Source organism: Amycolatopsis lexingtonensis, from assembly GCF_014873755.1.
Lineage (GTDB): Bacteria > Actinomycetota > Actinomycetes > Mycobacteriales > Pseudonocardiaceae > Amycolatopsis > Amycolatopsis lexingtonensis.
The window spans coordinates 5851970-5877929 of the sequence record NZ_JADBEG010000001.1 but is presented as its reverse complement, the minus strand read 5'-3'; the positions used below and the strand labels follow the sequence as shown (position 1 = coordinate 5877929).

Here is a 25960-nt window from a genome sequence, read left to right as displayed (position 1 = left end):
TCAGGAGCGAGGAAGCGCGGACAGGCCGAGGACGCCGAGGAGGCGGCGGACCTCGGCCGTCACCGCGTCGCGGCCCGCGCCCAGGTAGCGGCGCGGGTCCACGCGCTCAGGGTGGCTGCGCCAGTCGCCCGCGGCCGCCGCGGTGAAGACCTTGTTGAGCTGGGTCGCGATGTTGACCTTCGTCATCCCCGCCCGCACCGCTTCGGCCAGGCCTTCGTCGGACACCCCGGACGAGCCGTGCAGCACCAGCGGCACCGGGACTCGCGAGCGCAGCCGGGAAATGAGGTCGAAGTCGAGCGCGGCGTCCCGGGTGAGCATCGCGTGCGAGCTGCCGACGGCGACGGCGAGCGCGTCGACGCCGGTCGCCGCGGCGAACTCGGCCGCCTCGTCCGGGTCGGTGCGCGCGCCCGGGGCGTGCACGCCGTCCTTACCGCCGACTTCGCCGAGCTCGGCTTCGACCCAGACGCCGTGGTCGTGGCAGAACGCGACGACTTCCCGCGTCTCGCGCACGTTGTCGGCATAGTCCAGTTTGGACGCGTCGAACATGACCGAGCCGAACCCCAGCCCGACGGCTTCCCGCACCAGGTCGCGGGATTCGGCGTGGTCGAGGTGCACGGCGACGCGGGCTTCGGCCGCCCGGGCCGTGGCGAGCGCGGCGCCGCCGATCGGGGCCAGCGCGCCGTGGTAGCGCACGGCGTTCTGGCTGAGCTGCACGATCACCGGCGCGCCCGCGAGGGCCGCGCCTTCGGTGATCGCGGTGAGGTGTTCGAGCTGGATCGCGTTGAAGGCACCGCAACCCCGCCGGGCCGACGCGGCTTCCGCGACGATCTCCCCGGTGCTCACGAGCGGCATCAGGACTCCTGTTCCGGCCGGACGCGCACGGCGGCCAGCTCCCGGTGGTAGTGCGCGAGGTCGACGTCGCCGGCGAGCGGCCCGAGCACCGCCGCGCCGGACAGCGCGACGGCCCTGCGCAGGATCTCCGGCCACGGCTCGAGCCGGCTGAGCCCGAGCGCGAGGGCCGCGACGACGGCGTCCCCCGCGCCGGTGGTGTTGCCGCTGAGCGCGCCGGACGGCGTGGCGCGCCAGGTACCCGCGGGCGTGACGGCGAGCAGGCCGTCGGCGCCGAGCGAGACGACGACCGCGCCCGCGCCGGCCCGCATGAGTTCGCGGGCCGCCCGCCCGGGGTCGTCGAGCCCGGTGACCTCGCGCAGTTCGGCGGCGTTGGGCTTGACGACGGCGGGCCGCCCGGCCAGCCCAGCGAGCAATGCCGGTCCGGAAGTGTCCAAAACGGACTTCCGGCCCTCGATCAGCCGCGCGTAGCCGTCGGCCGGCGCCCCGGGCGGCAGGCTGCCGGAGCAGACCAGCACCTCGGGGTCGCGGCGGCGGACGCGCTCGGCCAGCAGGGCCCACTCCATCGCGGTCACCGCCGGGCCCGGCTCGTTGAAGAGGGTGACCGAACCGTCCACGGCGGACAGCACCGTGGTCGTCCGGCGCGTTTCGCCGCCGATCGGGACCAGCTCCGCGGCCAGTCCCGCCGCGCCGAGGTCCGCGGCCAGCGCGGACCCGGTGGCCCCGCCGGCGGTGGCGATCGCGTGCACGTCGACGCCGAGCGCGTGCAGCACGCGGGCGACGTTGACGCCCTTGCCGCCGGCCCGGTGCCGGACGTCGCGCGCCCGGTGCACGGCGTCGGGCACCAGGCCGTCCACCGTGTACGTGACGTCGAGCGCGGCGTTCGGCGTCACGGTGACGATCACGTGAGCACGACGGACCGCGTCAAGCTGCGCGGGTTGTCGGGGTCGAGGCCCTTCCGCCGGGCGATCGCCCCGGCCACGAGCTGGGCGCGGACGAGGTCGGCGAGCGGGTCGAGGCCGCTTTCGACGAACGTGCCCCCGGCGCGCCGGACGTCGTCGGCGAGCCCGTCGGGCGCGGTGCCGAACATCCAGGTCACCCGGCCGGGCTCGCTGATGCTGATCGGGCCGTGCCGGTAGTCCCACGCCGGGTACGACTCGGTCCACAGCAGGCACGCCTCGCGGAACTTGAGCGCGGCCTCGTTCGCGATGCCGATCGACCAGCCGGTGCCGAGGAAGCTGAACTGCTCCGCGCCGGTCAGCGCGTCGGGCAGCGGCTCGGCCAGCACCCGCTCGGCCTGCGCGACGACCTCGGTCAGGTCCTCGCCGAGGTGCGCGCGCAGCATCGCCAGCGCGGTGGTGGCGAACCGGGTCTGCACGACCGAGCGTTCGTCCACCGAGGACAGGTCGACGATCGCGTCGGCGGTGCCGGCCACCTCGCCCGGCACCCCGGTGATCACCGTGGTCTTCGTCCGGCCGCGCAGCTTCGCGAGCAGCGTGTGCACCTCGGTCGTGGTGCCCGAGCGGGTCAGCGCGAGCACGTGGTCGTAGGCGCGGCCCACCGGGAACTCGGACGCGGCGAACGCGTCGGTCTCGCCGAGCCCGGCGGTTTCGCGCAGCACCGCGTAGGCCTGGCCGACGAACCACGAGGTCCCGCAGCCGACGATCGCCACCCGGGCGCCCGCCGGGGGCAGCCGGCCGTCGTTCGCCGCGGCCAGCGCACCCGCTTCCCGCCAGCAGCCGGGCTGGCTGGCGATCTCCGCAGCCATGAAGGTCCCGCTCATGAACTCCCCATCCGTGCCGGTTGTGCGCAACACCCGACACGTTAGATGCAACTTTGTGCAACGTCAACGCATCAATCGATCACTTGCGCGCAGCGGATGCGTCGAGGTGCGAGCACGTCCCGAGGTGTGGTTACGTGCCTGATCACCCGAGCACCTCGGGCTTTGGCAGGTGCGCGGCAAGGGCGACTCGGTGTTGACAAGTGCTCGAAAGCTGTTAAAACTGCGCAGCAACGCGCAGAAGGCGTGTTCCTCATCGATGTGGGCGGTGGCGATATGCGGCGGAGCAAGCTCATGGCGTGGACGGCGGGGGTGTCCCTCCTGCTGGCCGGGTGCGGCGGGGGCGCGGACACCGGCAGCGGGACCGGCGAGAACGCCCTGCCCGGCGTCGACCAGTACCTCGACGCGCCCTGTCCGGAGGCCGCGGTCAAGCCGGCCACGGACAAGGAGTTCACCTACTGGGCCATGTGGACCGCCGATGAGCCGCAGGGGAAGGTGCTGCAGAAGGCGTTCAAGTGCTTCCAGGAGAAGACCGGCGTCAAGGTCAATGTCCAGTGGCTGGGGCGCAAGGCCTACACGCAGAACCTGGTGCCCGCGCTGAACACCGACGCGGTGCCGGACCTGTTCGACCAGGACGTCAGCAAGGTCGGCGCGGCCATCATGACCCCCGGTGGCACGCAGGGCCTCGACGACGTCTTCGCGATGAAGGTCGGCGAGGGCGACAAGACGGTCCGGGACGTGCTCTCGAAGAGCTCTTACGACTTCCCGCAGAACAAGGACAAGACGGGCCAGAACTTCATGGTCCCGTACACCATCCAGTCCAGCGCGTGGTGGTACGACAAGGGTTCCGCCGGTGACGTCCAGCAGCCCAAGTCGATGGACGACCTGATCGCGCTGTTCGACAAGGCGAAGGCCGACGGCAAGGCGGCGATCAGCCAGGACGGCGACATCCCGTTCTACAACATGTACTTCTTCACCCAGCTCGCCGAGCGGTACGTCGGCGCGGGCGGGCTCAACAAGGCCGCCACCGACAAGACCGGCCAGTCCTGGAAGACCGATCCCGGCTTCCTCAAGGCCGCCACCGAAACCGCGAAGCTGCCCAAGTACTTCATCGACGGCTGGGACGCGGCGAAGTTCCCGCAGGTGCAGCAGCGCTGGGCGGACGGCGACTCGCGCTACCTCTACGTCGGCACCTGGGCGCCGAGCGAGACGCGCGAGTACCTGGACAAGCAGGGCGCGGGCACGAAGATCGCCTACGGCTCCTTCCAGTTCCCGATGCCGGCCGGCGCCACGCACGACACCGTCGAGCAGATGTCGATCGGCTTCGCCGTGACCAAGAAGGCCAAGCACGCCGAGGCCGCCAAGGCGTTCATCGCCTACTTCCTCAACAAGGACATCCTCTCCGGCATCCCGGCGGTGGCCGACAACCTCGTGCCGCGCGCCGACCTCGCCGTGCCGGACGACCTCAAGCAGGTCAAGGCCGCGCTGGACGACCCGAAGAAGGAGCACGTCCTGCAGTACGACGGGATCGACGGCATCGCCGGCGGCAAGTGGCAGACCGACGTCTTCGACCCGGCCGACACCGCGCTGCTCAAGGGGCAGCTGACGCCGGAGCAGTTCGTCGACCAGCTCGCCACCAAGAGCGCCGGCTTCTGGAAGAACCAGGGCTGATGGCCACGCTCACCACGACGACGGCGGCACGGGCTCAGGGGGACCGTGCCGCCGGCGGCGCGCACCTGCGCCGCAAGCGGCGGCTGTTCTGGCCGTTCGCCGCGCCCGCGCTGGTGCTGTACCTGGCTTTCCTGGTGCTGCCGACGGTCGGGACGGTGGTCCTGTCCTTCACCAGCTGGGCCGGCGCGGGGGACACGCCGAAGCCCAACGGCGTCACCAACTACACGCAGATGTGGGCGAGCGACTCGTTCCAATACGCCTTCCGCAACACGCTGGTGTACGTCTTCGCCGGCGGCATCGGCACGTTCGCGCTCGCGTTCCTGTTCACCATGGTGCTGCGGGACATGCGCGGCGGCAAGGTCGTCCGCGCCATCCTGTTCTTCCCGAACATCGTGGCGCCGGTGGCGCTCGGGATGTTCCTCGGGTTCGTGTTCAAGTACCAGCCCGGCAAGCAGGGGCTGGCCAACTACGTCCTGGAGCACGTCGGCGCGGACGCGGCCAAGTTCCTGGCCCCGGCCAACGTGACCGGCGTCGTGACGGCGTCGCTGATCTGGGCCAGTTCCGGTTTCTACATCACCATCCTGATGGCCGCGGTCGACCGGATCCCGCCGTACCTCTACGAAGACGCGGAACTCGGTGGCGCGTCGCCGTGGCAGAAGTTCCGCAACATCACGCTGCCGATGACGTGGGACGTCGTCGGCGTCGCCGGGGTGCTGTGGACGATCAACGCGCTGAAGATCTTCGAGCTGGTGTTCGTGCTGGCCGGGCCGGGCACGTACGCCCCGCCGAACCAGGCGTGGACGCTCGGGATCTACGTCTTCGACCGGACCTTCGGCTCCAACGGCACGCCGGACTTCGGCGCCGCCTGCGCCTGCGCGGTGGCGATGATCGCGCTCGTGTCGATCCTGGTCGTGCTGCTGAGGCGGGTGATGCGCCGTGACGCGATCCAGTTCTGACGTCGTGCGGCAAGCGCCGCGCAAACCGAAGCCGGCTCCGGGCTCACGCAGGTTCAGCCCGCTGCGGCTGCTGGGTTCGGTGTTCGTCTGGGCGTTCACCGCGGGCAACGTCCTGGTGCTGTACTGGCTGCTGACGGCCGCGTTCAAGACGCCGGTGGAGATCTTCACCAAGCCGTTCGCGCTGCCGTACCAGTGGTTCCACGTCGGCAAGCCGTTCCGGAACTTCGTCTACGCGTGGAACAACGCCGGGTTCGGCGACGCGGTGGTGACGACGGTGGTCCTGGTCGGCCTCGCGACGGTCGCGACCGTCGCCGTCTCCGCACCCTGCGCGTACGCGCTGACCCGGCTCGGCGTGCGCGGCTCCGGGCCGATGACGAACGTCGTCGCGATCGGCATGGGCGTGCCGTTCCAGACCGTGATCATCCCGCTGTTCGTGGTGCTCAGCCGGATCCACCTGGACAACGAGTACGGGCTCTTCCTGCTGTACGTCGCTTTGTCGATCCCGTTCACGGTGTTCCTGCTGACCGGCTTCTTCCGCTCGCTGCCGGACGAACTCGAGGAAGCGGCCTCGCTGGACGGCGCTTCCCCGGCCCGGACGTTCTTCTCGGTCATGCTGCCGCTCGCCCGCGGCGGCCTGATCACGGCGCTGACGCTCAACGCGATCGGCCTGTGGAACGAGACGCTGCTGGCGATCGTGTTCCTCAAGGACCAGGCCCACTTCACGCTTTCCCGCGCGCTGTTCACCTTCTACGGCGCGGCGAGCTACCAGTCGGAGTACGGCGGCCTGATCGCCGGCGTGGCGATCGTCGTGCTCCCGATGCTCGTGCTGTACCTCGTGCTCGCCCGCCGGATCATCACCGGCCTGACCCTCGGCGCCGGAAAGTAGGAGCAGATGGCCACCGTGAGTTTCCGGGACACGACCCGGTTCTACGCCGGAGTGGACCGCCCGGCCGTCGACGGCTTCGACCTCGACGTCCAGGACGGCGAATTCCTCGTGCTGGTCGGTCCGTCCGGCTGCGGCAAGTCGACGACGCTGCGGATGCTGGCCGGGCTGGAGGGCGTCGACGAAGGGTCCATCCACATCGGCGACCGCGACGTCACCGAGCTGCCGCCGAAGGACCGGGACATCGCGATGGTGTTCCAGAACTACGCGCTCTACCCGCACATGTCGGTCGGCGAGAACATCGGCTTCCACCTCAAGCTGGCAAAGCTGCCGAAGGCCGAGCGGGAGCGGCGGGTGCGCGAGGCCGCGGCGCTGCTGGACCTGACGGAGTACCTGGACCGCAAGCCGGCCAAGCTGTCCGGCGGGCAGCGCCAGCGCGTCGCGATGGGCCGCGCGATCGTGCGCGAGCCGAGCGTGTTCCTGATGGACGAGCCACTGTCCAACCTGGACGCCAAGCTGCGGGTGCAGACGCGGACGCAGATCGCGTCGCTGCAGCGCCGACTGGGCATCACCACGCTGTACGTCACGCACGACCAGGTCGAAGCGATGACCATGGGCGACCGGGTCGCGGTCCTGCGCGACGGCGTGCTCCAGCAGTGCGACACGCCGATCGGCCTGTTTTCGCGACCGGCCAACGTGTTCGTGGCCGGGTTCATCGGCTCGCCGTCGATGAACCTGCTGGAGACGAAGGTGGACGAGGCGACGGTGCCGCTCACCCCGGCGCAGCGCTCGGCGCTCACCGGCCCCGACCTCGTCGTGGGGGTCCGGCCGGAGGGCTGGACGCTCGGCGGGGGCGGCTACGAAGCCGTCGTCGAGGTGGTGGAGGAGCTGGGCAGCGACCAGTACCTGTACTGCCGGGCGGGGGAGCGGGTGCTGACCGTGCGGACGCCGGGCATGGCGCCGTGGCGGCGTGGCGAGCCGATCACCCTGGCGCCGAAGCCGGACGCGGTCCACCTGTTCGACGCGGCCACCGGGGAAAGGCTGCCGGACGCATGACCGAGCTTCGCCGCACGTCGATCACGCTGCCCGCGGCGGAGCTGGGTCCGGAGAACCCGCTGCCGCCGCTGGTGAAGCCGGAAGCCGTGGCGTCGGTGTCCAATGTGGACGAGCTGCCCGCCGACCTGGCCGCCGGGCTGGCGTACGGGCGGCTCGACACCGTGCTGCCGTACCGGCTTCAAGACGGCTACACGCGCGAACGCGCTGTCCGGGAGCTGCCCGCGCTGGTGCTGGAGAACGACCTGCTGCGTGCGACGATCCTGCCGTCGCTCGGCGGGCGGCTCTGGTCGTTGGTGCACCAGCCGTCCGGGCGCGAGCTGCTGTACCGCAACCCGGTGTTCCAGCCCGCGAACCTCGCGCTGCGGGACGCGTGGTTCGCCGGTGGCGTCGAGTGGAACCTGGGCAGCACCGGGCACACGGCGCTGACCTGCGCGCCGATGTTCGCGGCCGAGGTCGAGGGCCCGGACGGGACACCTGTGCTGCGGCTGTGGGAGTGGGAGCGCACCCGGGACCTGCCGTACCAGCTGGACTTCTGGCTGCCCGAAGGTTCGGAACACCTGTTCGTCGGGGTGCGGATCCGCAACCCGCACTCCCATGACGTCCCGGTCTACTGGTGGTCGAACACCGCCGTGCCGCAGACGGCGTCGACGCGGGTGCTCGTGCCCGCGGACCAGGCTTGGCACTACGGCTATTCGGGCCGGCTGGACCTCGTCGACGTGCCCGGTGAGCTGACCTACCCGGCGCGCGCGGGCGCGGCCGCCGACTACTTCTTCGAGGTGGCTTCGGAGCGCCCGTGGATCGCGGCGGTCGACGAGACGGGTACCGGTCTCGGCCAGGCCTCGACGGCCCGCCTGCGTGGCCGGAAACTGTTCCTGTGGGGCGAATCCGCGGGCGGCAGGCACTGGCAGGAGTGGCTCGCGCCGGGCGCGGAGACGGGCTACCTGGAGATCCAGGCGGGCCTGGCCCGCACGCAGCTGGAGCACCTGCGCCTCCCGCCGGGCGAAGAATGGGACTGGCTGGAGGCGTACGGCCCGGTGACGGCGGACCCGGCCGCGGTGCACGGCGAGGACTGGGGGGCCGCCACGGACGCGGTCGCGGGCTTGCCGTCCGCGGCCGTGCTCGACGCGCGCCACCGGGCGTGGCGGGGGATCGCGGACACCGAGCCGGGCGGGCTGCTGGCCACCGGTTCGGGCTGGGGCGCGCTGGAAACCCAGCGCATGGTGGCGTGCCTGCCGGGCACGCCGTTCCCGAAGGAGACGCTGGGGCCGGAGCAGCAGCCGTGGCTGGACCTCCTGGACGGCGAGGTGCCGGATGCGGACCCGCGCGCCGCGCCGCCCGCGACCCTGGTCAACCGCTACTGGGCCGACCTGCTCGAGCACACCGGGGACACCTGGCTGACGTGGTACCACCGCGGTGTCGCCCGGTGGGCGGCCGGTGACCGGGAAGCGGCGCGGGAAGCGTGGCGTGCTTCGGTGGCGGCGGAGGAGAACGCGTGGGCGTTGCGCAACCTCGCCGTCGCCGCCCCGGACGCCGGGGAGTCGGCGAGGCTGTTCCTGCGTGCCCGGGAACTGGCGCCGGACGTGCGGCCGCTGCTCGTCGAAGCGGTTTCGGCACAGCTGGCGGCCGGGCACGCCCCGGTTTCCCTGCTGCCCGGGCGAGCCGACGGCCGGCTCGCGTTGCTGACCGCGCTCACCCGGCTCGCGCTGGGGGACCGCGCGGGCGCGAAGGCCGTGTTCGACGCGGGGTTCGAGATCGCGAACATCCGCGAAGGCGAGACATCCCTTTCGGACACCTGGAAAGCGCTCTCGGCGGACCCGATGCCGCCGGAGTACGACTTCCGGATGAAGTAGCGGCGCGGCGTGCCGGGGCGCGGCGGACGGCGGCGATGCAGCATACTGCTCGCCGAGAGTGAACTAGGGAGTACCGCGATGGCCCGGCACGAACGCTTGAGCACCCTGCTGGACATGCTGGGGCAGCGGGAAAAAATCGACGTCGAGGACGTGGCCGCGGAGCTCGACGTCTCCGCCGCCACGATCCGCCGCGACCTCGACCACCTGGCCGAACAGCAGCTGCTCACGCGGACGCGAGGCGGCGCGGTCGCCAACGACCTCGCCTACGACCTGCCGCTGCGCTACAAGACCGCGCGGCACGTGCCGGAGAAGCAGCGGATCAGCACCGCCGCGGCCGCGTTCGCCGCGAAGGGCATGGTGGTCGGCCTGAACGGCGGCACCACGACCGCCGGAGTCGCGCGGGCACTGGCGATCCGCCCCGACCTGTCCGGCCGCGGCGACGCACCGGGCCTCACCGTCGTCACGAACGCGCTGAACATCGCGCACGAGCTCGCGGTCCGCCCGAACGTGAAGATCGTGGTCACCGGCGGCGTCGCGCGGCCGCAGTCGTTCGAGCTGAGCGGCCCGCTGGCCACGCGGGTCCTCAGTGAACTGACGATCGACCTGCTGTTCCTCGGCGTCGACGCGTTCGACCCGGACGCGGGCGCGTTCGCCCACCACGAGGGCGAGGCCAGCATCAACCGCCTGATGGTCGAGCGCGCCGAGCGCGTGGTCGCGGTGGCGGACGGTTCGAAGCTGGGCCGCCGCGCGTTCGCGCGCATCTGCGAGACGACGCAGGTGCACGCGCTGGTCACGGACACCGACGCCGACCCGGACGCCCTCCGCGCGTTCGAAGCCGCCGGAGTCGCGGTCCAAGCCGTCTGAGCCCCCGGGGCCCGGCGAGGTCGGGCCGGCCGCGGCGGCCGGACGTCATGAACGAGTCGTTCACCGCGCCAGACGACAGGTCCCGGCAAAGTCGCGTCGGTGCGGTCCGCAGCGGTGCTCCAGTGTCTTGAATGACTCATTCAGGACGCCCGAAGACCTGAATGAGTCATTCAAGACGTGTGGGGCGAGCGGCTCACCGGCGGCAGAGTGGCCTGGCCGCACGACTTTGCCGAGGCCCTGTCGCCAGACGACATGAACGAGTCGTTCATGACATCCCGAGCCCGCGACGGAAGTAGGGCAATTGGGTCTCTGAACCGGTCAGGCAGTGACACTGCGCGAAGCGTGCGCTATACAGAGCACATCATGCGTGTTAGTGCGCGAAAGGTGTCATTAATGAGCAGACTTGCGCAATCGCTCACTTGTCTCGCCGCAGTCGCCGCCCTCGGGCTGGCGCCCAGCGCGGCGTACGCGGACTCGCCGTCGGGCCGCCTCGGCGACCTGACCGGCATCGCCGCCGACGGGCCGGTGGTCACGCTGAAGTCGGGAGCCGCGGCGGTGCGCGTGAGCTTCCCGGCCGAAGGCGCCGTCCGGATCTGGCTCGCCCCCGACGGGACGTTCACCGACCCGGCGGGGGACAAGATCGTCCGGCCGAAGTCCACGACCCCGGCGACGCCCCAGCGCGTCGACAAGGGCGCCTATTGGGCCATTTCGACGCCCAAGGCGACGCTGCGGGCCTACAAGCACCCGCTGACGTTCGCCCTCTACGACGGCGCCGACCGCACGCGGCGCTGGGCCGAGTCCGCGCCGCTGTCCTGGACCGGCACCACGACCACTCAGACCCTGGCCCGCACCGCGGCCGAGCAGTTCGTCGGCGGCGGCGAGCAGAACGGCCGGTTCAGCCACCGCGACCAGACCATCAAGATCTTCGCCGACGACAACTGGAACGACGGCGGCGCGCCCAACTCGCAGCCGTTCTACGCCTCGACGGCGGGCTACGGCGTGCTGCGCAACACCTTCGCGCCCGGCAGCTACTCCTTCACCGACCCGGTGCAGACCACGCACGACGAACGCCGCTTCGACGCCACCTACGTCGTCGGCAACGGACTGAAGGACGTCGTCTCCGGCTACACCGACCTCGTCGGAAAGCCGTTCCTGCCGCCCATCTACGGCCTCGAAACCGGGGATTCCGACTGCTACCTGCACAACGCGAACCGCGGGGAGCGGCACACGCTCGACGCGGTGAAGATCGCCGAGGGGTACACGCGCAGCGGCATGCCGAACGGCTGGATGCTGGTCAACGACGGCTACGGCTGCGGCTACGAAAACCTGCAGCAGACCGGGGAAGGCCTGCGCAAGAACAACATGCAGCTGGGCCTCTGGACCGAGGACGGCGTGCCGAACCAGGCCGAGGAGGTCAAGGCCGGCGTGCGCGTGCGCAAGCTGGACGTCGCCTGGGTCGGCCCGGGCTACCAGTTCGCGCTCGACGCCTGCGACACCGCCTACAAGGGCATCGAGGACAACAGCGACGCCCGCGGGTTCGTCTGGCAGCCGGTGAGCTGGGCCGGCGCGCAGCGCTGCGGCGTGCTGTGGAGCGGCGACCAGGCCGGGTCCTACGACTACATCAAGTGGCAGATCCCGACGTACGCGGGCGCGACGACGTCCGGCATCGCCTACAACACCGGCGACATCGACGGCATCTTCGGCGGCAGCCCGCAGACCTACGTCCGCGACCTGCAGTGGAAGACCTTCCTGCCGGCGGCGATGACGATGGACGGCTGGGCGTCGTCGGACAAGCAGCCGTGGCGCCAGGGCGAGCCCTACACCTCGATCAACCGCAAGTACCTGCTGCTCAAGGAACGGCTGCTGCCCTACACCTACAGCTATTCGGCGCAGGCGCACCAGACCGGCGTCGGCCAGGTCCGGCCGCTGGCGCTGGAATACCCGGACGACCCGAACGTGTGGACCGACAAGGCGAAGTACGAGTTCCTGTCCGGCACGGACTTCCTCGTCGCGCCGGTCTACGAGAAGGCGAACGTGCGCAACGGCATCTACCTGCCGAAGGGCACGTGGGTGGACTACTGGAGCGGCAAGACCTACACCGGTCCCACCACAGTGGACGGTTACGACGCCCCGCTGGACACGCTGCCGCTGTTCGTCCGCGCCGGGGCCGTCGTCCCGATGTGGGCCGAGGGCACGAAGTCGTGGCAGACCCGCGACAAGGGCGAACTCGACCTCGACGTCTACCCGCAGGGTCACGGGAGCTTCACCCTCACCGAGGACGACGGCGTGACCCGCGGCTACCAGCGCGGTGAGCAGGCGAAGCAGACGTTCACCGTCGACGCGCCGAAGTCCGGCCCGGGCACGGTGACCGTCGGGATCGGCGCGAGCACCGGCACCTACCCGGGGAAGCCGGCCGCGCGAAACTACCTGCTGACCGTCCACACGGGATCGAAGCCCGGCGTGGTCCAGGCCGGCACCTCGGTGCTGCGCCAGTACGGCAGCAAGGCCGAACTCGACCAGGCGTCGTCGGGCTGGTGGTACGACCCCGCGGGCAAGGGTGTCGTGCGCGTCAAGACCGGGCAGCTCGGCGCCGGCGACCGGCAGGACGTCCGCCTGTCCGGCACCAGCGCGGTCGGCGGCATCTTCCCCGAGGACGACAACGGCTCGGTCGCGCTGACCGTGCCGCCGGTGGCCGCGCCGGGCCAGGCCGTGACCGGCACGCTCGGGTTCACCAACGGCACCCCGCTGCCGGTCCAGGACGTGCGGCTTTCTCTGCGGGGCAACGGCTTCCGGGCCGACGTCCCGGCCACGCCGAAGCTCGTCCTGCCCGGTCAGACGGTGAAGGTTCCGGTGAAACTGACCCCGGACGCCGGGCTCAAGCCGGCCGACTATCAGGTCACGGCCACCGCGTCCTACCAAGCCCGGCTGGGGGCGCACCAGGTGACCGACTCGGCAACCGTCACCGTCCCGTACGCCTCGCTGGCCGCGGCGTACGGGAACGTCGGGGTCACGGACGCGGCGCACGTGACGGCGGGCGACCTCGACGGCGGCGGCAGCAGCTTCCGCGCGGAGGGCCTGGCGGAAGCGGGCCTCAAGCCGGGCGCGGCGTTCACCGCGAACGGTGCCACGCTGACCTGGCCGGACGCGGGCAGCGGCAAGGCGGACAACGCCGTGGCCGCCGGCCAGACCATCGCCGTCCGGGGCACCGGCACCAAGCTGGTGTTCGCGGGCACCGGTACGGGGACGGCCAAGGGCACGGTGTTCGTCCAGTACGCGGACGGCAGCACGAGCCAGGCCGACGTCGGCGTCCCGAACTGGTGCTGCGCCGACCCGGCCCAGTACGGCGCGACCACCGTCGCGACGGTGCTGGGCAAGAACACCCGCACCGGCCCGGCGTACCCGACGACGCCGTACCGGGTGTTCGCGAACTCCGTCCCGCTGACCGCGGGCAAGGAGGTGGTGGCGGTGACGCTGCCGTCGAACTCGGCCCTGCACGTGTTCGCCACCGGCATCGCGTGACCGACGGGTCGTGAGTGTTCGGTCGGGTTCCAACCCGACCGAACACTCACGACCGGCCTGCGGTCAGCTTCCCGCGGCGCAGAACGTGTCGGCCGGCCGCTGCCCGCTCACCAGGAACGCGGTCACGAGCGAGTTCCCGCACTTGCTCGGCGTGAACAGGTAGGCCCCGTGCCCGCCCTGGTCGATCGTGATCATCCGGGCACGCTCGCCGAACGCCGCGCGCAGCTTGCGGGCGCCCGACAACGGCGTGCCCGGGTCACGCTGGTTCTGCACCATCAGCACGTTCGCCGGGCCGTGGCCGGTGATCCGCACCCGCGGCTCGGCCGGCGGGGCCCAGTACGCGCACGCCGCGATGTTCGCCGCGCCCGCGCCGATCAGCGGGTAGCGGACCCGGGCGACGGCCACGTCCACCTGGTAGCTCGCGATCGACCGCGGCCACGCCGAGTCCCCGCAGATCACCGCGAACCGGGACGCCAGCAGGTTTTCCACGCCGGTCACCGGTTCCACCGGCGGCGCCGGGGGCCGGCCCTGGTCGAGCGCCTGCCAGTTCACGGCCAAGGGGGCCAGGTCCGTCGAGTACAGGCCTTCGAACGTCAGGCCGCGGAAGACCGAGCCGTCGACGCCCTCGACCGGCGCGCGGTCCAGCCGCGCCGCCAGCTCGTGGAACTTGGCCGTCACCCGCGCCGGCGTGGTGCCGAGGCCGTACTCCGGGTGCGCCGCGGCGAACTTCGCGAAGTCCGGGAACCGGTCCTCCATGCCCCGGGCGAAGCCGTGCATCGCGTCGATGTCGTAGCCGCCCGGCCCGAGGCTGCTGTCCAGCACGAACCGGTCGCTGCGCTCGGGGAACAGCGTCGTGTACACCGCGCCGAGGTACGTGCCGTAGGACGCGCCGAGGTACGAGACCTTCGCTTCCCCGAGTGCCGCGCGGATGCGGTCCATGTCCCGCGCGGTGTTCGCCGTGGTGACGTACGGCAGCAGCGACCCGGTCTTCGCCTCGGCGCACTGCTTGGCTTCCTGCTTGGCCAGCGCGGCCTGCTTCACGACGTCGGCCGGGCCGTTCGCGTACGGCAGGTTCCCGACGGCGATCTGCTCCGGCTTCAGGTCGCACGTCACCGGCGTGCTGTGCGCGACCCCGCGCGGGTCGAACCCGATGATGTCGTAGGAGTCGAGCACGTCCTGCGGCATCCGCACGAGCTTCAGCAGCTGCGGGTAGTCCAGGCCACCGCCGCCGGGACCGCCCGGGTTGGTCAGCAGCACGCCCCGTCGCTTCGCCGGGTTCTTGCTCGGCAGGCGCGACACCGCGATGTCGATCGTGCGCCCGCCCGGATCCCGGTAGTCCAGCGGGACCTTCATGGTCGTGCACTGCAGATCCGGCGTCGGGAACGCCCCGGCCGGGCACGGTCCCCAGTCCAGGGTGGCCGGTGCGGCGGACGCCGCGGGGACGACGGTCGTCGCGCCGGCCACGGCGATCGCGACGGCCAGCAAGGTTTTGCGCATCGGATTTCCTTTCGTTCGCACCGCGGTCAGCGGCGCGGTTCCCAGCGGAAGAGCCGCGTCGCCAGCACGACCGCGACGAAGACCCAGGCGAGGGTCGGGGCGAAGAGGACGAGTGAATCGGCGACCGGGCGGCCGCCGTTCCACGCGTCGAGCACCAGCTCGGCCGCCGAGCCGCCGGGCAGCAGGCGCTTGAGCAGCGTGAGCTCCCCGGTGCCGGTGAGGCCGACCCAGCCGGCCACCGCGATCACGCCGAAGCTGATCGGCAGCGTGGTCACCTGGGCGTGTTCGGGCGAGTTCGTCAGCCCGGCCGTGGCCAGGCCCAGCGCGAGCATCATCACCACGGTGGCCACGACGGCGGCGGCCAGCAGGAGCGGGTTCGCCGGCTGCCCGGTGACCACAGCCAGCACGGCGAGCAGCACGGCGATCTGGACCACCGCGATCGCGGTGACCGGCAGCAGCAGCCCGCCGAGGATCCCGGCGTCGCTCGCCGCGGTCGAGCGCAGGCGCTTGAGGAACAGGTTCTGGCGGCGGGCGGCCAGCGTCGTCACCGCGGTGGTGTAGAGGCCGATGCCCAGCACGAAGAACAACGTCAGCGTCGCGATGTAGCCGAGGCTGCCCACCTCGGCGAACACGTCGTGCCGGGCGATGAAGAACGCGCTGAGCGCGGCCGGCAGGACCAGCGCGGTGACGAGGACGAGCCGGTTCCGGAAAAGCTGGAGCAGCTCGCCGCGGGCGATCGTCAGCATGGTTGCCTCTCTCAGGAGTTCTCGATGGCGCGGAAGACGTCGTCGAGCCGCGTCGGCCCGGCCTGCAGGTCGAGCAGCTCCACGGCCTGGTCCCGCGCCCAGGCCAGCAGCGTGTACAGGTCCTTTTGCAGGCCGAAGGTCTCGACGAGGTACTTGCCGTCCACGCCCCGCGTGGCGAGCAGTGGCGGCGACGGCGCGTGGGCCGGGAGTCCGAAGTGGATGGTCGACGGCAGCGTCCTGGTCAGCTCGGCGACGGTGCCCTCGCGGTGGAAGGCACCCTGGTGCATGAGCCCGATGCGGTCGGCGCGCTGCTGCGCTTCCTCGAGGTAGTGCGTGGTGAGCACGACGGTGGCGCCGTCCTCGCGCAGCCGGTCGACGGCGTCCCAGAGCGCGTCCCGCGACTGGATGTCGAGGCCGGTGGTGGGCTCGTCGAGGAAGACCAGTTCGGGCGTGCCGTAGACGGCGGTGGCGAAGTCGAGCCGCCGCTTCTCCCCGCCCGAGAGCTGCCCGACCTTGGTGCCCGCCTTGCGGGTCAGGTCGACGACGCCGAGCACGCGCCCGACGTCGTCGTGCCGCTCGGTGAGCCGCCCGACCAGCCCGACGGTCTCGCGCACGGTCAGGTCGGCGGAAAACCCGCTCTCCTGCAGCATGATCCCCATCCGCGGGCGGACGGCGGCGCGGTCGCGGGGGTCCTTGCCGAACACCCGCACGGCCCCCGAGGTCGGCGCGCGGTGACCTTCGACCGTCTCCAGGGTCGAGGTCTTGCCGGCGCCGTTCGTGCCGAGCAGGGCGTACAGCTCCCCGCGATCCACTTGGAACGAAAGGTCTTTCACGGCGGGGAAGCCGCCGTAGGCGAGGGTGAGGCGATCGACGTCGATGACCGGTGTCGTGGACATGCCACGGATTCCAGCGTGGATCGCGGCGGCCCGGCAGTGTGGCGACGTCACCCCGGGATGTGACGTGGTGTCACTGGTGGAACCCGCTCAGCCGGATACGCTCGGGTTCGTGGAAGTGCCGATGATCGCGCGAAGGAGCTCCTGGACCGGCGGGGGCGTCCAGGAGCGGCTGCGCCGGCTGAACCTGATCACGACCGTGCCGCCGCTGGTGATCGTCGGCGTGCTGCTGCTGTTCCTGACCGCCCGGTCCTGGTGGCACGTCGTGATCCAGGTCGCCGGGCTGGTCGCGGCGCTGGCGACCGCCGAGCGCTGGACCGCGGGCGACTACCTGCGCGTCGCGCGCCCGAGCCTGGTCGTCGCCTCGGTGGTCTGCCTGGCCGGGGCGCTGACCGACGACACCGCCGCGTTCTTCGGCCTGTCCGTCGTGGGTTCGTACCTCATCCCGCCGCTGCCGCGCCACCGGCTCGCCGCGCTGGGCGGGCTGGCCGCCCTGATCGCGGTCCTGGGCGCGACGAACGCGCTCGTGCACGACGACCGGTTCGGCTGGCGGCTGTTCCAGTTCGCCGCCGTCCCCGCGGCCGCCATGCTGGTCTCGACCGCCTTCATGTTCGTCAGCCAGCGCTTCTTCGACCTGATCGCGGAGCTGGAACAGTCCCGCGACCGCGAAGCGGAGCTGGCCGTCAGCCGGGAGCGGGTGCGCTTCGCCAGTGACCTGCACGACATCCAGGGCCACACGCTGCACGTCGTCAAGCTGAAGGTGGCACTGGCCGAGAAGCTGCTGGACCGCGAACCCGCCCGGGCGCGCGAGGAACTGCGGGAGGTGCACGACCTGGTCGGCGAAACCATCGACCGGACCAAGGAACTCGCCTACGCCCAGCGGCGGCTCAACCTGTCCGCCGAGCTGGAGAACGCGAAGAACCTCTTCGAGGCCGCGGGCATCCACGTCCGCGTCGAGCGCGAGTCCGAAGTGGACGCCACCGCGGGCGAGCTGCTCGGCCAGGTCCTGCGCGAGACGACGACCAACATCCTGCGCCACGCCGAAGCCCGCCAGGTGGGGATCACGCTCACCCGCCGCGGGATCGCGATCGTCAACGACGGCGCACCGGACACCGGCCCGCTCGAACTCGGCGGGCTCGCGGTGCTCCGGCAGCGCCTCGCGGAGCACGGCGCCGAGCTGGACGTCTCGCACTCCGGCGGCCGCTTCCGCACCGCGGCGGCCTTCCCCGCGCCGTGACAACCGGGGCTTCGCCCCGGGCCGGGGGCTTCGCCACCCGGACCCCCAAAAGCGCCGAAGGAGGCCCGACGATGACAACCGTGGTGCTCGCCGACGACGAGGCCCTGCTCCGCAAGGCGCTGGCCGCGCTGCTGCCGCTGGAAGGCGAGATCACGGTGCTAGCCGAGGCCGACGACGGCGAAGCGGCGGTCGCGGCCACCCTCGAACACCGGCCGGACGTGCTGGTCATCGACCTCGAAATGCCGCGCGTGGACGGGCTCGGCGCGGTCGAGAAGATCCGCCGCGCCCGGCCGGACCAGGTGATCCTGATGCTGACCCGGCACGCCCGCCCCGGCGTGCTCCGCAAGGCGCTGAAGCTCGGCGTCCAGGGCTTCGTCAGCAAGTCGGCGGAACCGGCCCACATCACGTCGGTGATCAAGACCCTGCACGCGGGCAAGCGCTGGATCGACCCGGACGTCTCGGCCCTCGCCGTCGTCGACGACTGCCCGCTGACCGACCGGGAGCTGGACGTCCTGCGCGCGACCCGCGAGGGCTTCGCGGTGGCCGACATCGCCGGGCAGCTGCACCTCGCGGAGGGCACGGTCCGCAACTACCTGTCGAACGCGATGCAGAAGACCCAGACCCGCACCCGCCACGAAGCGGCCCGCTACGCGCGCGAGCACGACTGGCTCTAGCCCGGTCGGCCCCTTGACACGGGACGGTGTCATGCTTTCGGGGTCAGGAGGGGGGAGCTGCTGGTGCGCCCGATGAACACGCCGATCGACCCCGAGTGGCGGGAGCTGCTCGTGCACGCCGCCGTCCGGCTGGCGCAGCGCGGCGGCCTCGCGAGCATCACCGCCGAGACGGTCACGGCCGAGGCGGGCCTCCCGCCCGGCGCGGCCGCCGAACACTTCGCGTCGGTCCCGGCCCTGCTGCTCGAGGTCGGCTCCCGCGTCCTCCGGCTGCGGACGGACACGCTGCGCGAGTGGCTCGACGGAACCGGCCCGGACAACGTCGTGCCCCGGCTGGCGGAGCTGATCCACCACCAGCTGACCGAGCAGCGCGCTACGAGCGTGGTCGCCTACGAGCTGTACGCGCTGGGCACGCGCCACGAGGAGTTCCGCCAGGCCAGCCGCCTGGCGAACGCCCGCCTGCGCGAACGGCTGGCGGAGATCCTGCCCCCGGCCGAGGCCGCCCGCCTGGCCGCCACCGCCGACGGCTTCCAGCTGCAGTGCCTGTTCGAGGTGGAGACGCCGACGGTCGAGCAGATCGAGTGGGTCCTGAGAGGCTGAGGATCAGCGCAGGGTCACCGCCACGACGGCGGCGGGCACCGCGCCGAGCACGACGCAGGGCAGCCCGGCGAGCCAGCTCTTCCGGCGCGCCGCCCAGACGGCCGCCCCACCGGCCAGCACCGTCCACGCGACGGCTGCGACGAACCAGGCGAACAGCGGCCCGGAGCCGGCCCAGTCACGGCCCCCGCTCGCCAGCCCGGCGATCAGGAGGAGCGCACCCCCGGCGGCGATGCCCAGCGCGATCAGGACGCATCCCAGCGCCATGACCACCGCTCTCGCCACACGCCCGTCGTCTCGCACGGGCGACAACCTATCTGCCGCCGGGCAGACGGCGCGGCCGGTCGTGGTGAGCTGACGAAGTTGCGACGTGTCGTGTTTCGGACGCGGCCGCCCTAGTGACGGATCACGGTGGCGGCGCAAGCCTGATGCGATGCACTGGAGATCACGTGTTCTGGTCCTGACCTGCGCCGGCGCACTGGCCGCGGGCACCGCCGGAGTCGCGGGCGCGGCCACCGGCCCGCAAGCGGCACCGGCTCCCGCTGGCGTCGAACGGCATTCGGTCACCCTGCTCACCGGTGACGTCGTCCAGGTCGAGCGGCAGCCCGGCGGCAAGCAGGCCGCCACCGTGCGGCCCGCGCCGGGCCGGGAAAAGATCCGGTTCCACCAGCAGGAGATCGACGGCCACCTCAGCGTCTTCCCCGAGGACGTCGCGCCCCGGCTGGGGTCGAAGCAGGTCGACCGGAGCCTGTTCGACGTCACCGAGCTGATCGCCGAGGGCTACGCCGACGAGCAGTCGAAGACCCTCCCGCTGATCCTCACCTACCGCAAGGGCGCGGACCTCCGCACCGCCGCCCCGGCCGCTGCCGAGCTCGGCGTGACGCTGACCAGCGTCAACGGCCGTTCCGCGCGGGCCAGCAAGGCCGGCGCGGCCGCGTTCTGGGCCTCGTCGGCGAGCCCCGCGATCGAGCGGATCTCCCTGGACCGCAAGGTCCGCGCCACCCTAGACCGCAGCGTCCCGCAGATCGGCGCCCCCGAGGCGTGGGCCGCGGGCTACGACGGCACCGGCACCACGGTCGCGGTGCTCGACACCGGCTACGACCCCACCCACCCCGACCTCGCCGGGCGCGTGCGCGAGGCGGTCAACTTCACGACCAGCCCCGACACCACCGACCGGTTCGGCCACGGCACGCACGTCGCCTCGACGATCGCGGGTTCCGGCGCCGCTTCGGGCGGCAAGCTCAAGGGCGCCGCGCCGGGCGCGGAACTGCTCGTCGGGAAGGTCCTCGACGACGACGGCTCCGGCTACGAGTCCTGGGTCCTCGCCGGGATGGAGTGGGCGGCGCACTCCGGCGCCAAGGCGGTCAACATGAGCCTCGGCGGCGGGCCGACCGACGGCACCGACGCGCTCAGCCTCGGTCTCGACGCGCTCAGCGCGCAGACCGGCACGCTCTTCGTGGTGGCCGGCGGCAACGACGGCGAACAGGGCGCCTACACCATCGGCTCGCCGGGCACCGCCGCCGCCGCGCTGACCGTCGGCGCCGTCGGCCGTGACGAAAGCCTGGCGTCGTTCTCCAGCCGCGGGCCGCGCCTGGGCGACAACGCCGTCAAGCCGGACATCACCGCGCCCGGCGTCGGCATCGTCGCCGCGCGCGCGGCGGGCACCGCCATGGGTGACGTCGTCGACGACCACTACACCGCCGCCTCCGGCACGTCCATGGCCACGCCGCACGTCGCCGGCGCGGTGGCGATCCTCGCCCAGCAGCACCCCGACTGGCCGGGCAGCCGGCTCAAGGACGCGCTGGCGAGCACTTCCCTGACCGCCACCGGACTCTCGGTGTTCGAACAGGGTGGCGGCCGGGTCGACGTGGCCCGCGCGGTGAAGCAGAAGGTCTTCGCCACCGGCACGCTCGACCTCGGCGCCGTCGAGGACGGCAAAGCTCCGGTGTCCAAACAGGTCACTTACACCAACGTCGGCACCACGCCGGTCTCGCTGAAGCTGGCCCTCGACGCCAAGTCCCTCGCCGGCGTGCCCGCCGCCGACGGGATCCGGCTCGACAAGTCCGCTGTGGACGTTCCGGCCGGTGGCCAGGCGACGGTCACCCTCACCGGCGACCCGGCGAAGCTGGCGGCGGGCACCTACAGCGGGCGGCTCACCGCGACCGCCGGCGGCGTGGCCGTGCACACCTCGCTCGGCGCGGACAAGACCGCGCCGAAGCACAAGGTCAAGATCTCCGCGCTCGACCTGCGGGGCAAGCCGACCGTCGCGCCGTGGCTGCTGATGTACGGCGAGGACTACCGCTTCGACGTGAACACCTGGCTGGGCGGCGACAGCCTGACCGTCGAGCTCGGCGCGGGCGTTTACTACCTGACCGCCGAGGTCGACGGGACCCGGGACGGCCTCACCGCCACCCAGGTCGTCCTGCCGGAGCTGCGGATCACCGGTGACACGACCGTCGTGCTGGACGCCCGCAAGGCGGTGAAGGTGGACATCCAGACCCCGCAACCGTCCGAACAGGCCGGGATCTGGAGCTACTACACCTACCGGGAACTCGGTCCGCGCCGGATCGCGAACTACGCCATGCAGTTCGACTACACCCGCGAACTCCGCGTCACCCCGACCCCGAAGGTGACCACCGGCGCCTTCGAGTTCGGCTCCCGCTGGTCGAGGATCGCGCCACCGCTGACGGCGAACGTCCTGGGCGGCCGTGCCCCGCTCACGACCCGCTACCTCGCCGGGTCGCCCAAACTGGACGGCTGGCGGCTGCTGCAAGCCGTCTCGGCCGGTGCGGGCAAGCCGGCGGACTTCAAGCGGGCGGACGTGCGCGGGAAGGTCGCGATCGTCGACCCGGACCCGGCGGACTACAACCGCGACGAGGTCTCCCGCGCCGCCGCGGCCGCCGGCGCGGCGATGGTCTTCATCACCGTGCCGGACGGCTGGAGCACCGCCTCGGTGCCGTCGATCAGCGCGGCGCCGTTCCTGCCGATCCCGACCGTCCAGCTCGACCGGGACGAGGGGGTGGCGCTGCTGGCCCAGCTCAAGCGGCTGCCGGTTTTCCTGAGCCTGCGGGGGATCGCGGTCAGCCCGTACCTCTACGACGTGGTCCAGACCGAGCGTGACCGGATCCCGGAGAAGATCGTCCACCGGGTCACCGCGGCGAACACCGCGACCGTCACCACCCACTACCGCCAGACCGGCAGCGGCGGTGAGGCCAAGGAACAGCGGTTCGCGTGGAAGCCGTGGCAGGACTTCGCCGTCAACGAGTACCAGCGGCTCGTGGCGACGCCGTCGACCCGCGAGGAGTACGTCAGCTCCGGGGACGTCCTGTGGCAGCACCGGGTCAAGCACGGCCTGATCTGGGACGAGATGTCGCCGCTCCAAGGCGGCATGACCGCGGCGCCGCGCACCTACACGGGCAAGGAGAACATCACCGAGGACTGGTTCGCGCCGGTGGTCCGGCCCGCCATCCCGCGCGGCGTGCCCGGCATGGACTCGACCCGCGACGGGGACAAGCTCCAGATCCGGATTCCGGAGTTCGTCGACAGCCAGGCGGGGCACTACGGCTTCAACGAAGGCGACGACCAGGCCGGGCCGGCCGTCACGTCGGCGAAACTGTTCCGCGACGGCAAGCTCGTGTCGGAACAGCCCGCCGCGTTCGGCACCTTCCCGGCCGGCGCGAACCCGGCGACCTACCGGCTCGACCTGTCGGTGCGGCGCGATTCGCCGGAGTGGCTGTTCGGCACGAGCACGCGGACGTCGTGGACGTTCCGCTCGGCGCGGTCGGCGTCGCCGGCGCTGCTTCCGTTGCTGCAGCTGGATTACGCGGTCGACGCCGACTCCGGCAACCGGCTCCCGGCCGGCCGCACGGCCAGGATCGGCCTGACCGCAAGGTTCCAGGACGGGATGGCCGCGCCGGACGTGCGGTCGATGAAGGCCTGGGCGTCCTACGACGACGGCAAGACCTGGCGCGCGGTCGACGTCAAGCGCACCGGGAAGTCCTACGAGGCCACGATCGACCACCCGCCGCTCGGCGCCACGAACTCCTACGTCGCGCTGCGGGTGCTGGCCACCGACAGCGCGGGCGACGCCGTCGACCAGACGGTGCTGCGGGCGTACGGGCTCAGCGCGAAATAGCGTCGCGCACGGGCTCCGGGTGCCTTCCGCCGGTTCGCGGCAGGAGGTACCCGGGGCTCGGCTCGTCCAGCCAGCCGAGCTTGCTCGCCTGCCAGGCCAGCTGCATCCGGGTCCGGACGTTGACCCGCCGCATCAGGTCCTGCAGGCGCCGCTGGACGGTCCGGTAGCTGACGTCGAGCTGCGTCGCGATCGACTTGTCGCTGACCCCGCTGATGAGCAGCGACAGCAGCCGTCGCTCGTCGGGGTCGAGGTGGCTGGTGGGCGCGGTGTCGCCGATCCGCAGCGGCGACGCGCGTTCCCAGTAGACCTCGAACAACGCGACCAGCGCGGACAGCAGGCTGCTTTCCCGGACGAGCGCGGCGGTCGGCTCCCCGGTGCTGTCGTGGCTGACCAGCGGGCACAGCGCCACCTTGCGGTCGGAGATGGCCAGGCGCACCGGCAGCTTCGAGATCGAGCGGGCGATCTCGCCACCCTCGATCCCCTCCAGGACGTTGGCGATCCGGCCGGGTTCTTCGAGCAGGCCGGTCTCGTAGATCACCCGGTACTGCACGCCGCGAGCCTGCGCCAGCGCTTCCTCGACGTTCTCCGACGCCGCCATCGCGACGTTGCCCTCCAGGCAGAACCACAGCGACTCTTCGCGGGCACCGCGCTGGATGCTCAGCGCCTGCCGCCGGATCGCGTCCACGCCGGTGATGACCTCGACGAGCTGTGCGGAGTCCCGCCGCCGCACGCTGCCGCGGTACTCCTCGGCGAGCTGCGACACCGCGGCACGGGCGGCCTCCAGCTTCTCCTGGCCGTGCACCAGCAGCGGGCCGAGCGAGACGTCCGGTGGCGCGGACACGTAGTGCTCGCCCGCCCTGCTGACGAGTCCCTTCGCCAGCAGGACCTCCAGGATCGGGTCCACGTCCGCGCGGTTCACCCCGGCCTTGCCGGCGATCTCGCCGGGGCCGGTCCGGTAGCCGCCGACGATCACGCGGTAGACCCGTTCTTCGTCGGGAGTCATGCCCAGCGCTTCCAGCACAAGGCACAACGTACAACGCGGACACAGACGTCCGGCGGACAGGAATTGAGACATCCGTCCCGGCGCGCGGCGTTGTGGGAAAAGAAATTTCGTGCCCCCGGCGGCACGTCGCTAGCTTCGCGTTCATGGACTGGAGCTTTCGAACGGCCGAGGAACTCACGACCGCGATGCGTGCCGGTGCGGTGACGTCGGCGGAACTGACCGACGAGGCGATCGCCCGCATCGAGCGCGACGACGAGGTTGTCAACGCGATCTGTGTGCCGGACTTCGACCGCGCGCGGGCCGCCGCCCGGCGCGCCGACGAGGCACGCGCACGCGGTGAGGACCGGCCGCTGCTCGGCATCCCGGTGACGGTCAAGGAGTCCTACGACGTCGCCGGGCTGCCCACCACCTGGGGCATGCCGCCGCACCGGGACTTCATGCCGGCCGAGGACGCGGTGCAGGTGTCGCGGCTCAAGGCCGCGGGCGCGGTGGTGCTCGGCAAGACCAACGTGCCGCTGGGGCTGCAGGACATCCAGACCTTCAACGACATCTACGGCACCACCACCAACCCGTGGGACCCCGATCGCACCTCGGGCGGGTCCTCCGGCGGGTCGGCGGCGGCGCTGGCGTCCGGCTTCGGCGCGCTGTCCATCGGCTCCGACATCGCCGGCTCGCTGCGCACCCCCGCGCACTTCTGCGGCGTCTACGCGCACAAGCCGACACTCGGGCTGGCGGCGAGCCGCGGCATGGTCCCGCCGGCCGAGCCGGCCCTGCCGGTCGAGCTCGACCTCGCCGTAGTCGGTCCGATGGCGCGGTCCGCCCGCGACCTCACGCTCCTACTCGACGTCATGGCCGGCCCGGACCCGCTGACGTCCGGCGTGGCGCACGCGGTGACCTTGCCGCCCGCCCGCCACGAGCGGCTCGGGGACTTCCGCGTCCTGGTCCTCGACGAGCACCCGCTCATCCCGACCGGGGCCGCCGTGCGCGCGGGCGTGCACCGGGTGGCCGCCGCGCTCGCCGACAGCGGCGCCCGCGTCGAGCACCACAGCCCCCTGCTGCCCGACCTGACCGAAGCGGCGACGCTCTACATGCAGTTGCTGATCTCGGGCACCGTCGCGCGGTTCCCGATCGAATCACTGGAGCGGCTGCAGGCTGGGGCCACCGGCCTGGACGCCGTGCGGCTGCGCGCCATGGCGTTCAGCCACAGCGACTGGCTGGTCGCGAACCAGGGCCGTGAACTCCACCGCCACGCCTGGCGGCGGCTGTTCGCCGAGTTCGACGCGGTGGTGTGCCCGATCACGCCGACACCGGCGTTCCCGCACGACCACCACCCCAACCCGATGGAACGCCGCATCGCCGTCGACGGCACCGAGTACCCGTACTTCGACCAGCTCGTCTGGGCCGGCCTGGCCACCATGCCCGGCCTGCCCGCCACCGCCGTACCCGCGGGCCGGTCCGCCGAGGGCCTGCCGGTCGGCGTCCAGCTCATCGGCCCGATGTTCGAGGACCGCACCCCGCTGCGGCTGGCGGAACTGCTGGAGCGGGAGATCGGCGGCTTCCGGGCCCCGGAACGGGGGTTCGCCCCAGCCGGAAATCGCACCTGGTAGCCGGGGTTTTACTCCGCTCGCCCCGTGACTTCTGGGCTACACTCGGTGCATCGGCGGCGGCCGTTTCGCGCCGGCTGCCGAGACGCGTCCCGCTCCGGACCCCGGCGGTACGACCATATGCGGTCAGCTACCGACGGAGGCCTGAT

Annotated in this window: 20 protein-coding genes; 12 read left to right on the top strand and 8 right to left on the bottom strand. The window is 71.9% G+C overall.

Translation table 11 applies throughout. The features are described 5' to 3' along the window. From H4696_RS26395 to H4696_RS26385, 3 genes are read right to left on the bottom strand one after another with little or no spacing between them, the layout of a single operon-like run. The gene (locus H4696_RS26395; protein WP_086855792.1) at window positions 1-852 is read right to left on the bottom strand and encodes a class II fructose-bisphosphate aldolase; all 852 of its coding nucleotides are present in this window, start codon (window positions 850-852) and stop codon (window positions 1-3) included. Further along, a complete protein-coding gene (locus H4696_RS26390; protein ID WP_086855793.1) occupies window positions 852-1754 on the bottom strand; it encodes a 1-phosphofructokinase family hexose kinase in 903 nt (300 codons plus the stop codon). The genes H4696_RS26395 and H4696_RS26390 overlap by 1 nt, the downstream gene beginning before the upstream one ends. Further along, complete coding sequence (locus tag H4696_RS26385) at window positions 1751-2632, bottom strand: SIS domain-containing protein (protein ID WP_086855794.1); 882 nt, start codon at window positions 2630-2632, stop codon at window positions 1751-1753. The genes H4696_RS26390 and H4696_RS26385 overlap by 4 nt, the downstream gene beginning before the upstream one ends. A gap of 273 nt (window positions 2633-2905) precedes the next feature. Between H4696_RS26385 and H4696_RS26380 the strand changes: the two genes are divergently transcribed. From H4696_RS26380 to H4696_RS26350, 7 genes are all read left to right on the top strand, one after another. Next, window positions 2906-4300: an ABC transporter substrate-binding protein gene (locus tag H4696_RS26380; protein ID WP_086855795.1), complete on the top strand. Its 1395-nt coding sequence runs from the start codon at window positions 2906-2908 to the stop codon at window positions 4298-4300. Further along, window positions 4300-5256, top strand: a complete 957-nt coding sequence (locus H4696_RS26375; RefSeq protein WP_086855796.1) for a carbohydrate ABC transporter permease — start codon at window positions 4300-4302, stop codon at window positions 5254-5256. The genes H4696_RS26380 and H4696_RS26375 overlap by 1 nt, the downstream gene beginning before the upstream one ends. Then, complete coding sequence (locus H4696_RS51305) at window positions 5237-6142, top strand: carbohydrate ABC transporter permease (RefSeq protein WP_086855797.1); 906 nt, start codon at window positions 5237-5239, stop codon at window positions 6140-6142. The genes H4696_RS26375 and H4696_RS51305 overlap by 20 nt, the downstream gene beginning before the upstream one ends. 6 nt (window positions 6143-6148) lie before the next feature. Continuing rightward, complete coding sequence (locus tag H4696_RS26365) at window positions 6149-7195, top strand: ABC transporter ATP-binding protein (RefSeq protein WP_086855798.1); 1047 nt, start codon at window positions 6149-6151, stop codon at window positions 7193-7195. Continuing rightward, a complete protein-coding gene (locus tag H4696_RS26360) occupies window positions 7192-9045 on the top strand; it encodes a DUF5107 domain-containing protein (protein ID WP_086855799.1) in 1854 nt (617 codons plus the stop codon). The genes H4696_RS26365 and H4696_RS26360 overlap by 4 nt, the downstream gene beginning before the upstream one ends. Window positions 9046-9123: 78 nt before the next feature. Further along, window positions 9124-9909 (top strand): DeoR/GlpR family DNA-binding transcription regulator, encoded by a 786-nt coding sequence (locus H4696_RS26355; RefSeq protein ID WP_086855800.1) that lies wholly within the window; start codon window positions 9124-9126, stop codon window positions 9907-9909. A gap of 393 nt (window positions 9910-10302) precedes the next feature. After that, window positions 10303-13428: a TIM-barrel domain-containing protein gene (locus tag H4696_RS26350; protein ID WP_086855801.1), complete on the top strand. Its 3126-nt coding sequence runs from the start codon at window positions 10303-10305 to the stop codon at window positions 13426-13428. Between the two features lie 63 nt (window positions 13429-13491). Here the strand turns inward: H4696_RS26350 and H4696_RS26345 are convergent, their stop codons facing one another. The 3 genes from H4696_RS26345 to H4696_RS26335 are packed head-to-tail and all read right to left on the bottom strand — an operon-like array spanning window position 13492 to window position 16567. Further along, window positions 13492-14925 carry an alpha/beta hydrolase gene (locus H4696_RS26345; protein WP_086855802.1) on the bottom strand — a complete coding sequence of 478 codons (1434 nt, stop codon included), beginning with the start codon at window positions 14923-14925 and terminating at the stop codon, window positions 13492-13494. 26 nt (window positions 14926-14951) lie between these two features. Next, entirely contained in the window at window positions 14952-15671 is a 720-nt protein-coding gene (locus tag H4696_RS26340) for an ABC transporter permease (protein ID WP_086855803.1), read from the bottom strand. Between the two features lie 11 nt (window positions 15672-15682). Next, the gene (locus H4696_RS26335) at window positions 15683-16567 is read right to left on the bottom strand and encodes an ABC transporter ATP-binding protein (RefSeq protein ID WP_086855804.1); all 885 of its coding nucleotides are present in this window, start codon (window positions 16565-16567) and stop codon (window positions 15683-15685) included. A gap of 109 nt (window positions 16568-16676) precedes the next feature. On the opposite strand from H4696_RS26335, the gene H4696_RS26330 reads away from it, so the two are divergent. The 3 genes from H4696_RS26330 to H4696_RS26320 all read left to right on the top strand — a co-directional run bounded on the left by H4696_RS26330 (window position 16677) and on the right by H4696_RS26320 (window position 19072). Then, window positions 16677-17801, top strand: a complete 1125-nt coding sequence (locus H4696_RS26330) for a sensor histidine kinase (protein WP_086855822.1) — start codon at window positions 16677-16679, stop codon at window positions 17799-17801. 71 nt (window positions 17802-17872) lie between these two features. Beyond that, window positions 17873-18475, top strand: coding sequence for a response regulator transcription factor (locus H4696_RS26325; protein WP_086855805.1), 603 nt, complete (start codon window positions 17873-17875; stop codon window positions 18473-18475). A gap of 72 nt (window positions 18476-18547) precedes the next feature. Next, a complete protein-coding gene (locus H4696_RS26320; protein ID WP_086855806.1) occupies window positions 18548-19072 on the top strand; it encodes a TetR/AcrR family transcriptional regulator in 525 nt (174 codons plus the stop codon). 3 nt (window positions 19073-19075) lie between these two features. On the opposite strand, the gene H4696_RS26315 is transcribed toward H4696_RS26320, so the two are convergent. Then, window positions 19076-19372: a hypothetical protein gene (locus tag H4696_RS26315; protein WP_192782550.1), complete on the bottom strand. Its 297-nt coding sequence runs from the start codon at window positions 19370-19372 to the stop codon at window positions 19076-19078. 130 nt (window positions 19373-19502) lie between these two features. Between H4696_RS26315 and H4696_RS26310 the strand changes: the two genes are divergently transcribed. Further along, entirely contained in the window at window positions 19503-23204 is a 3702-nt protein-coding gene (locus tag H4696_RS26310; RefSeq protein ID WP_086855808.1) for a S8 family serine peptidase, read from the top strand. Here the strand turns inward: H4696_RS26310 and H4696_RS26305 are convergent. Next, on the bottom strand, window positions 23191-24225 hold the full coding sequence (locus H4696_RS26305; RefSeq protein ID WP_086855809.1) for a helix-turn-helix transcriptional regulator: 1035 nt from the start codon (window positions 24223-24225) through the stop codon (window positions 23191-23193). The two genes, H4696_RS26310 and H4696_RS26305, sit on opposite strands and share 14 nt — an antisense overlap. Window positions 24226-24350: 125 nt before the next feature. Here H4696_RS26305 and H4696_RS26300 point away from each other — a divergent pair, with 125 nt between their 5' ends. After that, the gene (locus tag H4696_RS26300) at window positions 24351-25814 is read left to right on the top strand and encodes an amidase (protein WP_086855810.1); all 1464 of its coding nucleotides are present in this window, start codon (window positions 24351-24353) and stop codon (window positions 25812-25814) included. The last annotated feature ends 146 nt before the right edge of the window (window positions 25815-25960 follow it).

Excerpts from the sequence above, each read along its gene's own strand:
- H4696_RS26395 (WP_086855792.1), bottom strand. The coding sequence starts at position 852 with ATGCCGCTCGTGAGCACCGGGGAGATCGTCGCGGAAGCCGCGTCGGCC.
- H4696_RS26385 (WP_086855794.1), bottom strand. The coding sequence starts at position 2,632 with ATGAGCGGGACCTTCATGGCTGCGGAGATCGCCAGCCAGCCCGGCTGC.
- H4696_RS26380 (WP_086855795.1), top strand. The coding sequence starts at position 2,906 with ATGCGGCGGAGCAAGCTCATGGCGTGGACGGCGGGGGTGTCCCTCCTG.
- H4696_RS26375 (WP_086855796.1), top strand. The coding sequence starts at position 4,300 with ATGGCCACGCTCACCACGACGACGGCGGCACGGGCTCAGGGGGACCGT.
- H4696_RS26365 (WP_086855798.1), top strand. The coding sequence starts at position 6,149 with ATGGCCACCGTGAGTTTCCGGGACACGACCCGGTTCTACGCCGGAGTG.
- H4696_RS26360 (WP_086855799.1), top strand. The coding sequence starts at position 7,192 with ATGACCGAGCTTCGCCGCACGTCGATCACGCTGCCCGCGGCGGAGCTG.
- H4696_RS26355 (WP_086855800.1), top strand. The coding sequence starts at position 9,124 with ATGGCCCGGCACGAACGCTTGAGCACCCTGCTGGACATGCTGGGGCAG.
- H4696_RS26350 (WP_086855801.1), top strand. The coding sequence starts at position 10,303 with ATGAGCAGACTTGCGCAATCGCTCACTTGTCTCGCCGCAGTCGCCGCC.
- H4696_RS26345 (WP_086855802.1), bottom strand. The coding sequence starts at position 14,925 with ATGCGCAAAACCTTGCTGGCCGTCGCGATCGCCGTGGCCGGCGCGACG.
- H4696_RS26340 (WP_086855803.1), bottom strand. The coding sequence starts at position 15,671 with ATGCTGACGATCGCCCGCGGCGAGCTGCTCCAGCTTTTCCGGAACCGG.
- H4696_RS26335 (WP_086855804.1), bottom strand. The coding sequence starts at position 16,567 with ATGTCCACGACACCGGTCATCGACGTCGATCGCCTCACCCTCGCCTAC.
- H4696_RS26325 (WP_086855805.1), top strand. The coding sequence starts at position 17,873 with ATGACAACCGTGGTGCTCGCCGACGACGAGGCCCTGCTCCGCAAGGCG.
- H4696_RS26320 (WP_086855806.1), top strand. The coding sequence starts at position 18,548 with ATGAACACGCCGATCGACCCCGAGTGGCGGGAGCTGCTCGTGCACGCC.
- H4696_RS26310 (WP_086855808.1), top strand. The coding sequence starts at position 19,503 with ATGCACTGGAGATCACGTGTTCTGGTCCTGACCTGCGCCGGCGCACTG.
- H4696_RS26300 (WP_086855810.1), top strand. The coding sequence starts at position 24,351 with ATGGACTGGAGCTTTCGAACGGCCGAGGAACTCACGACCGCGATGCGT.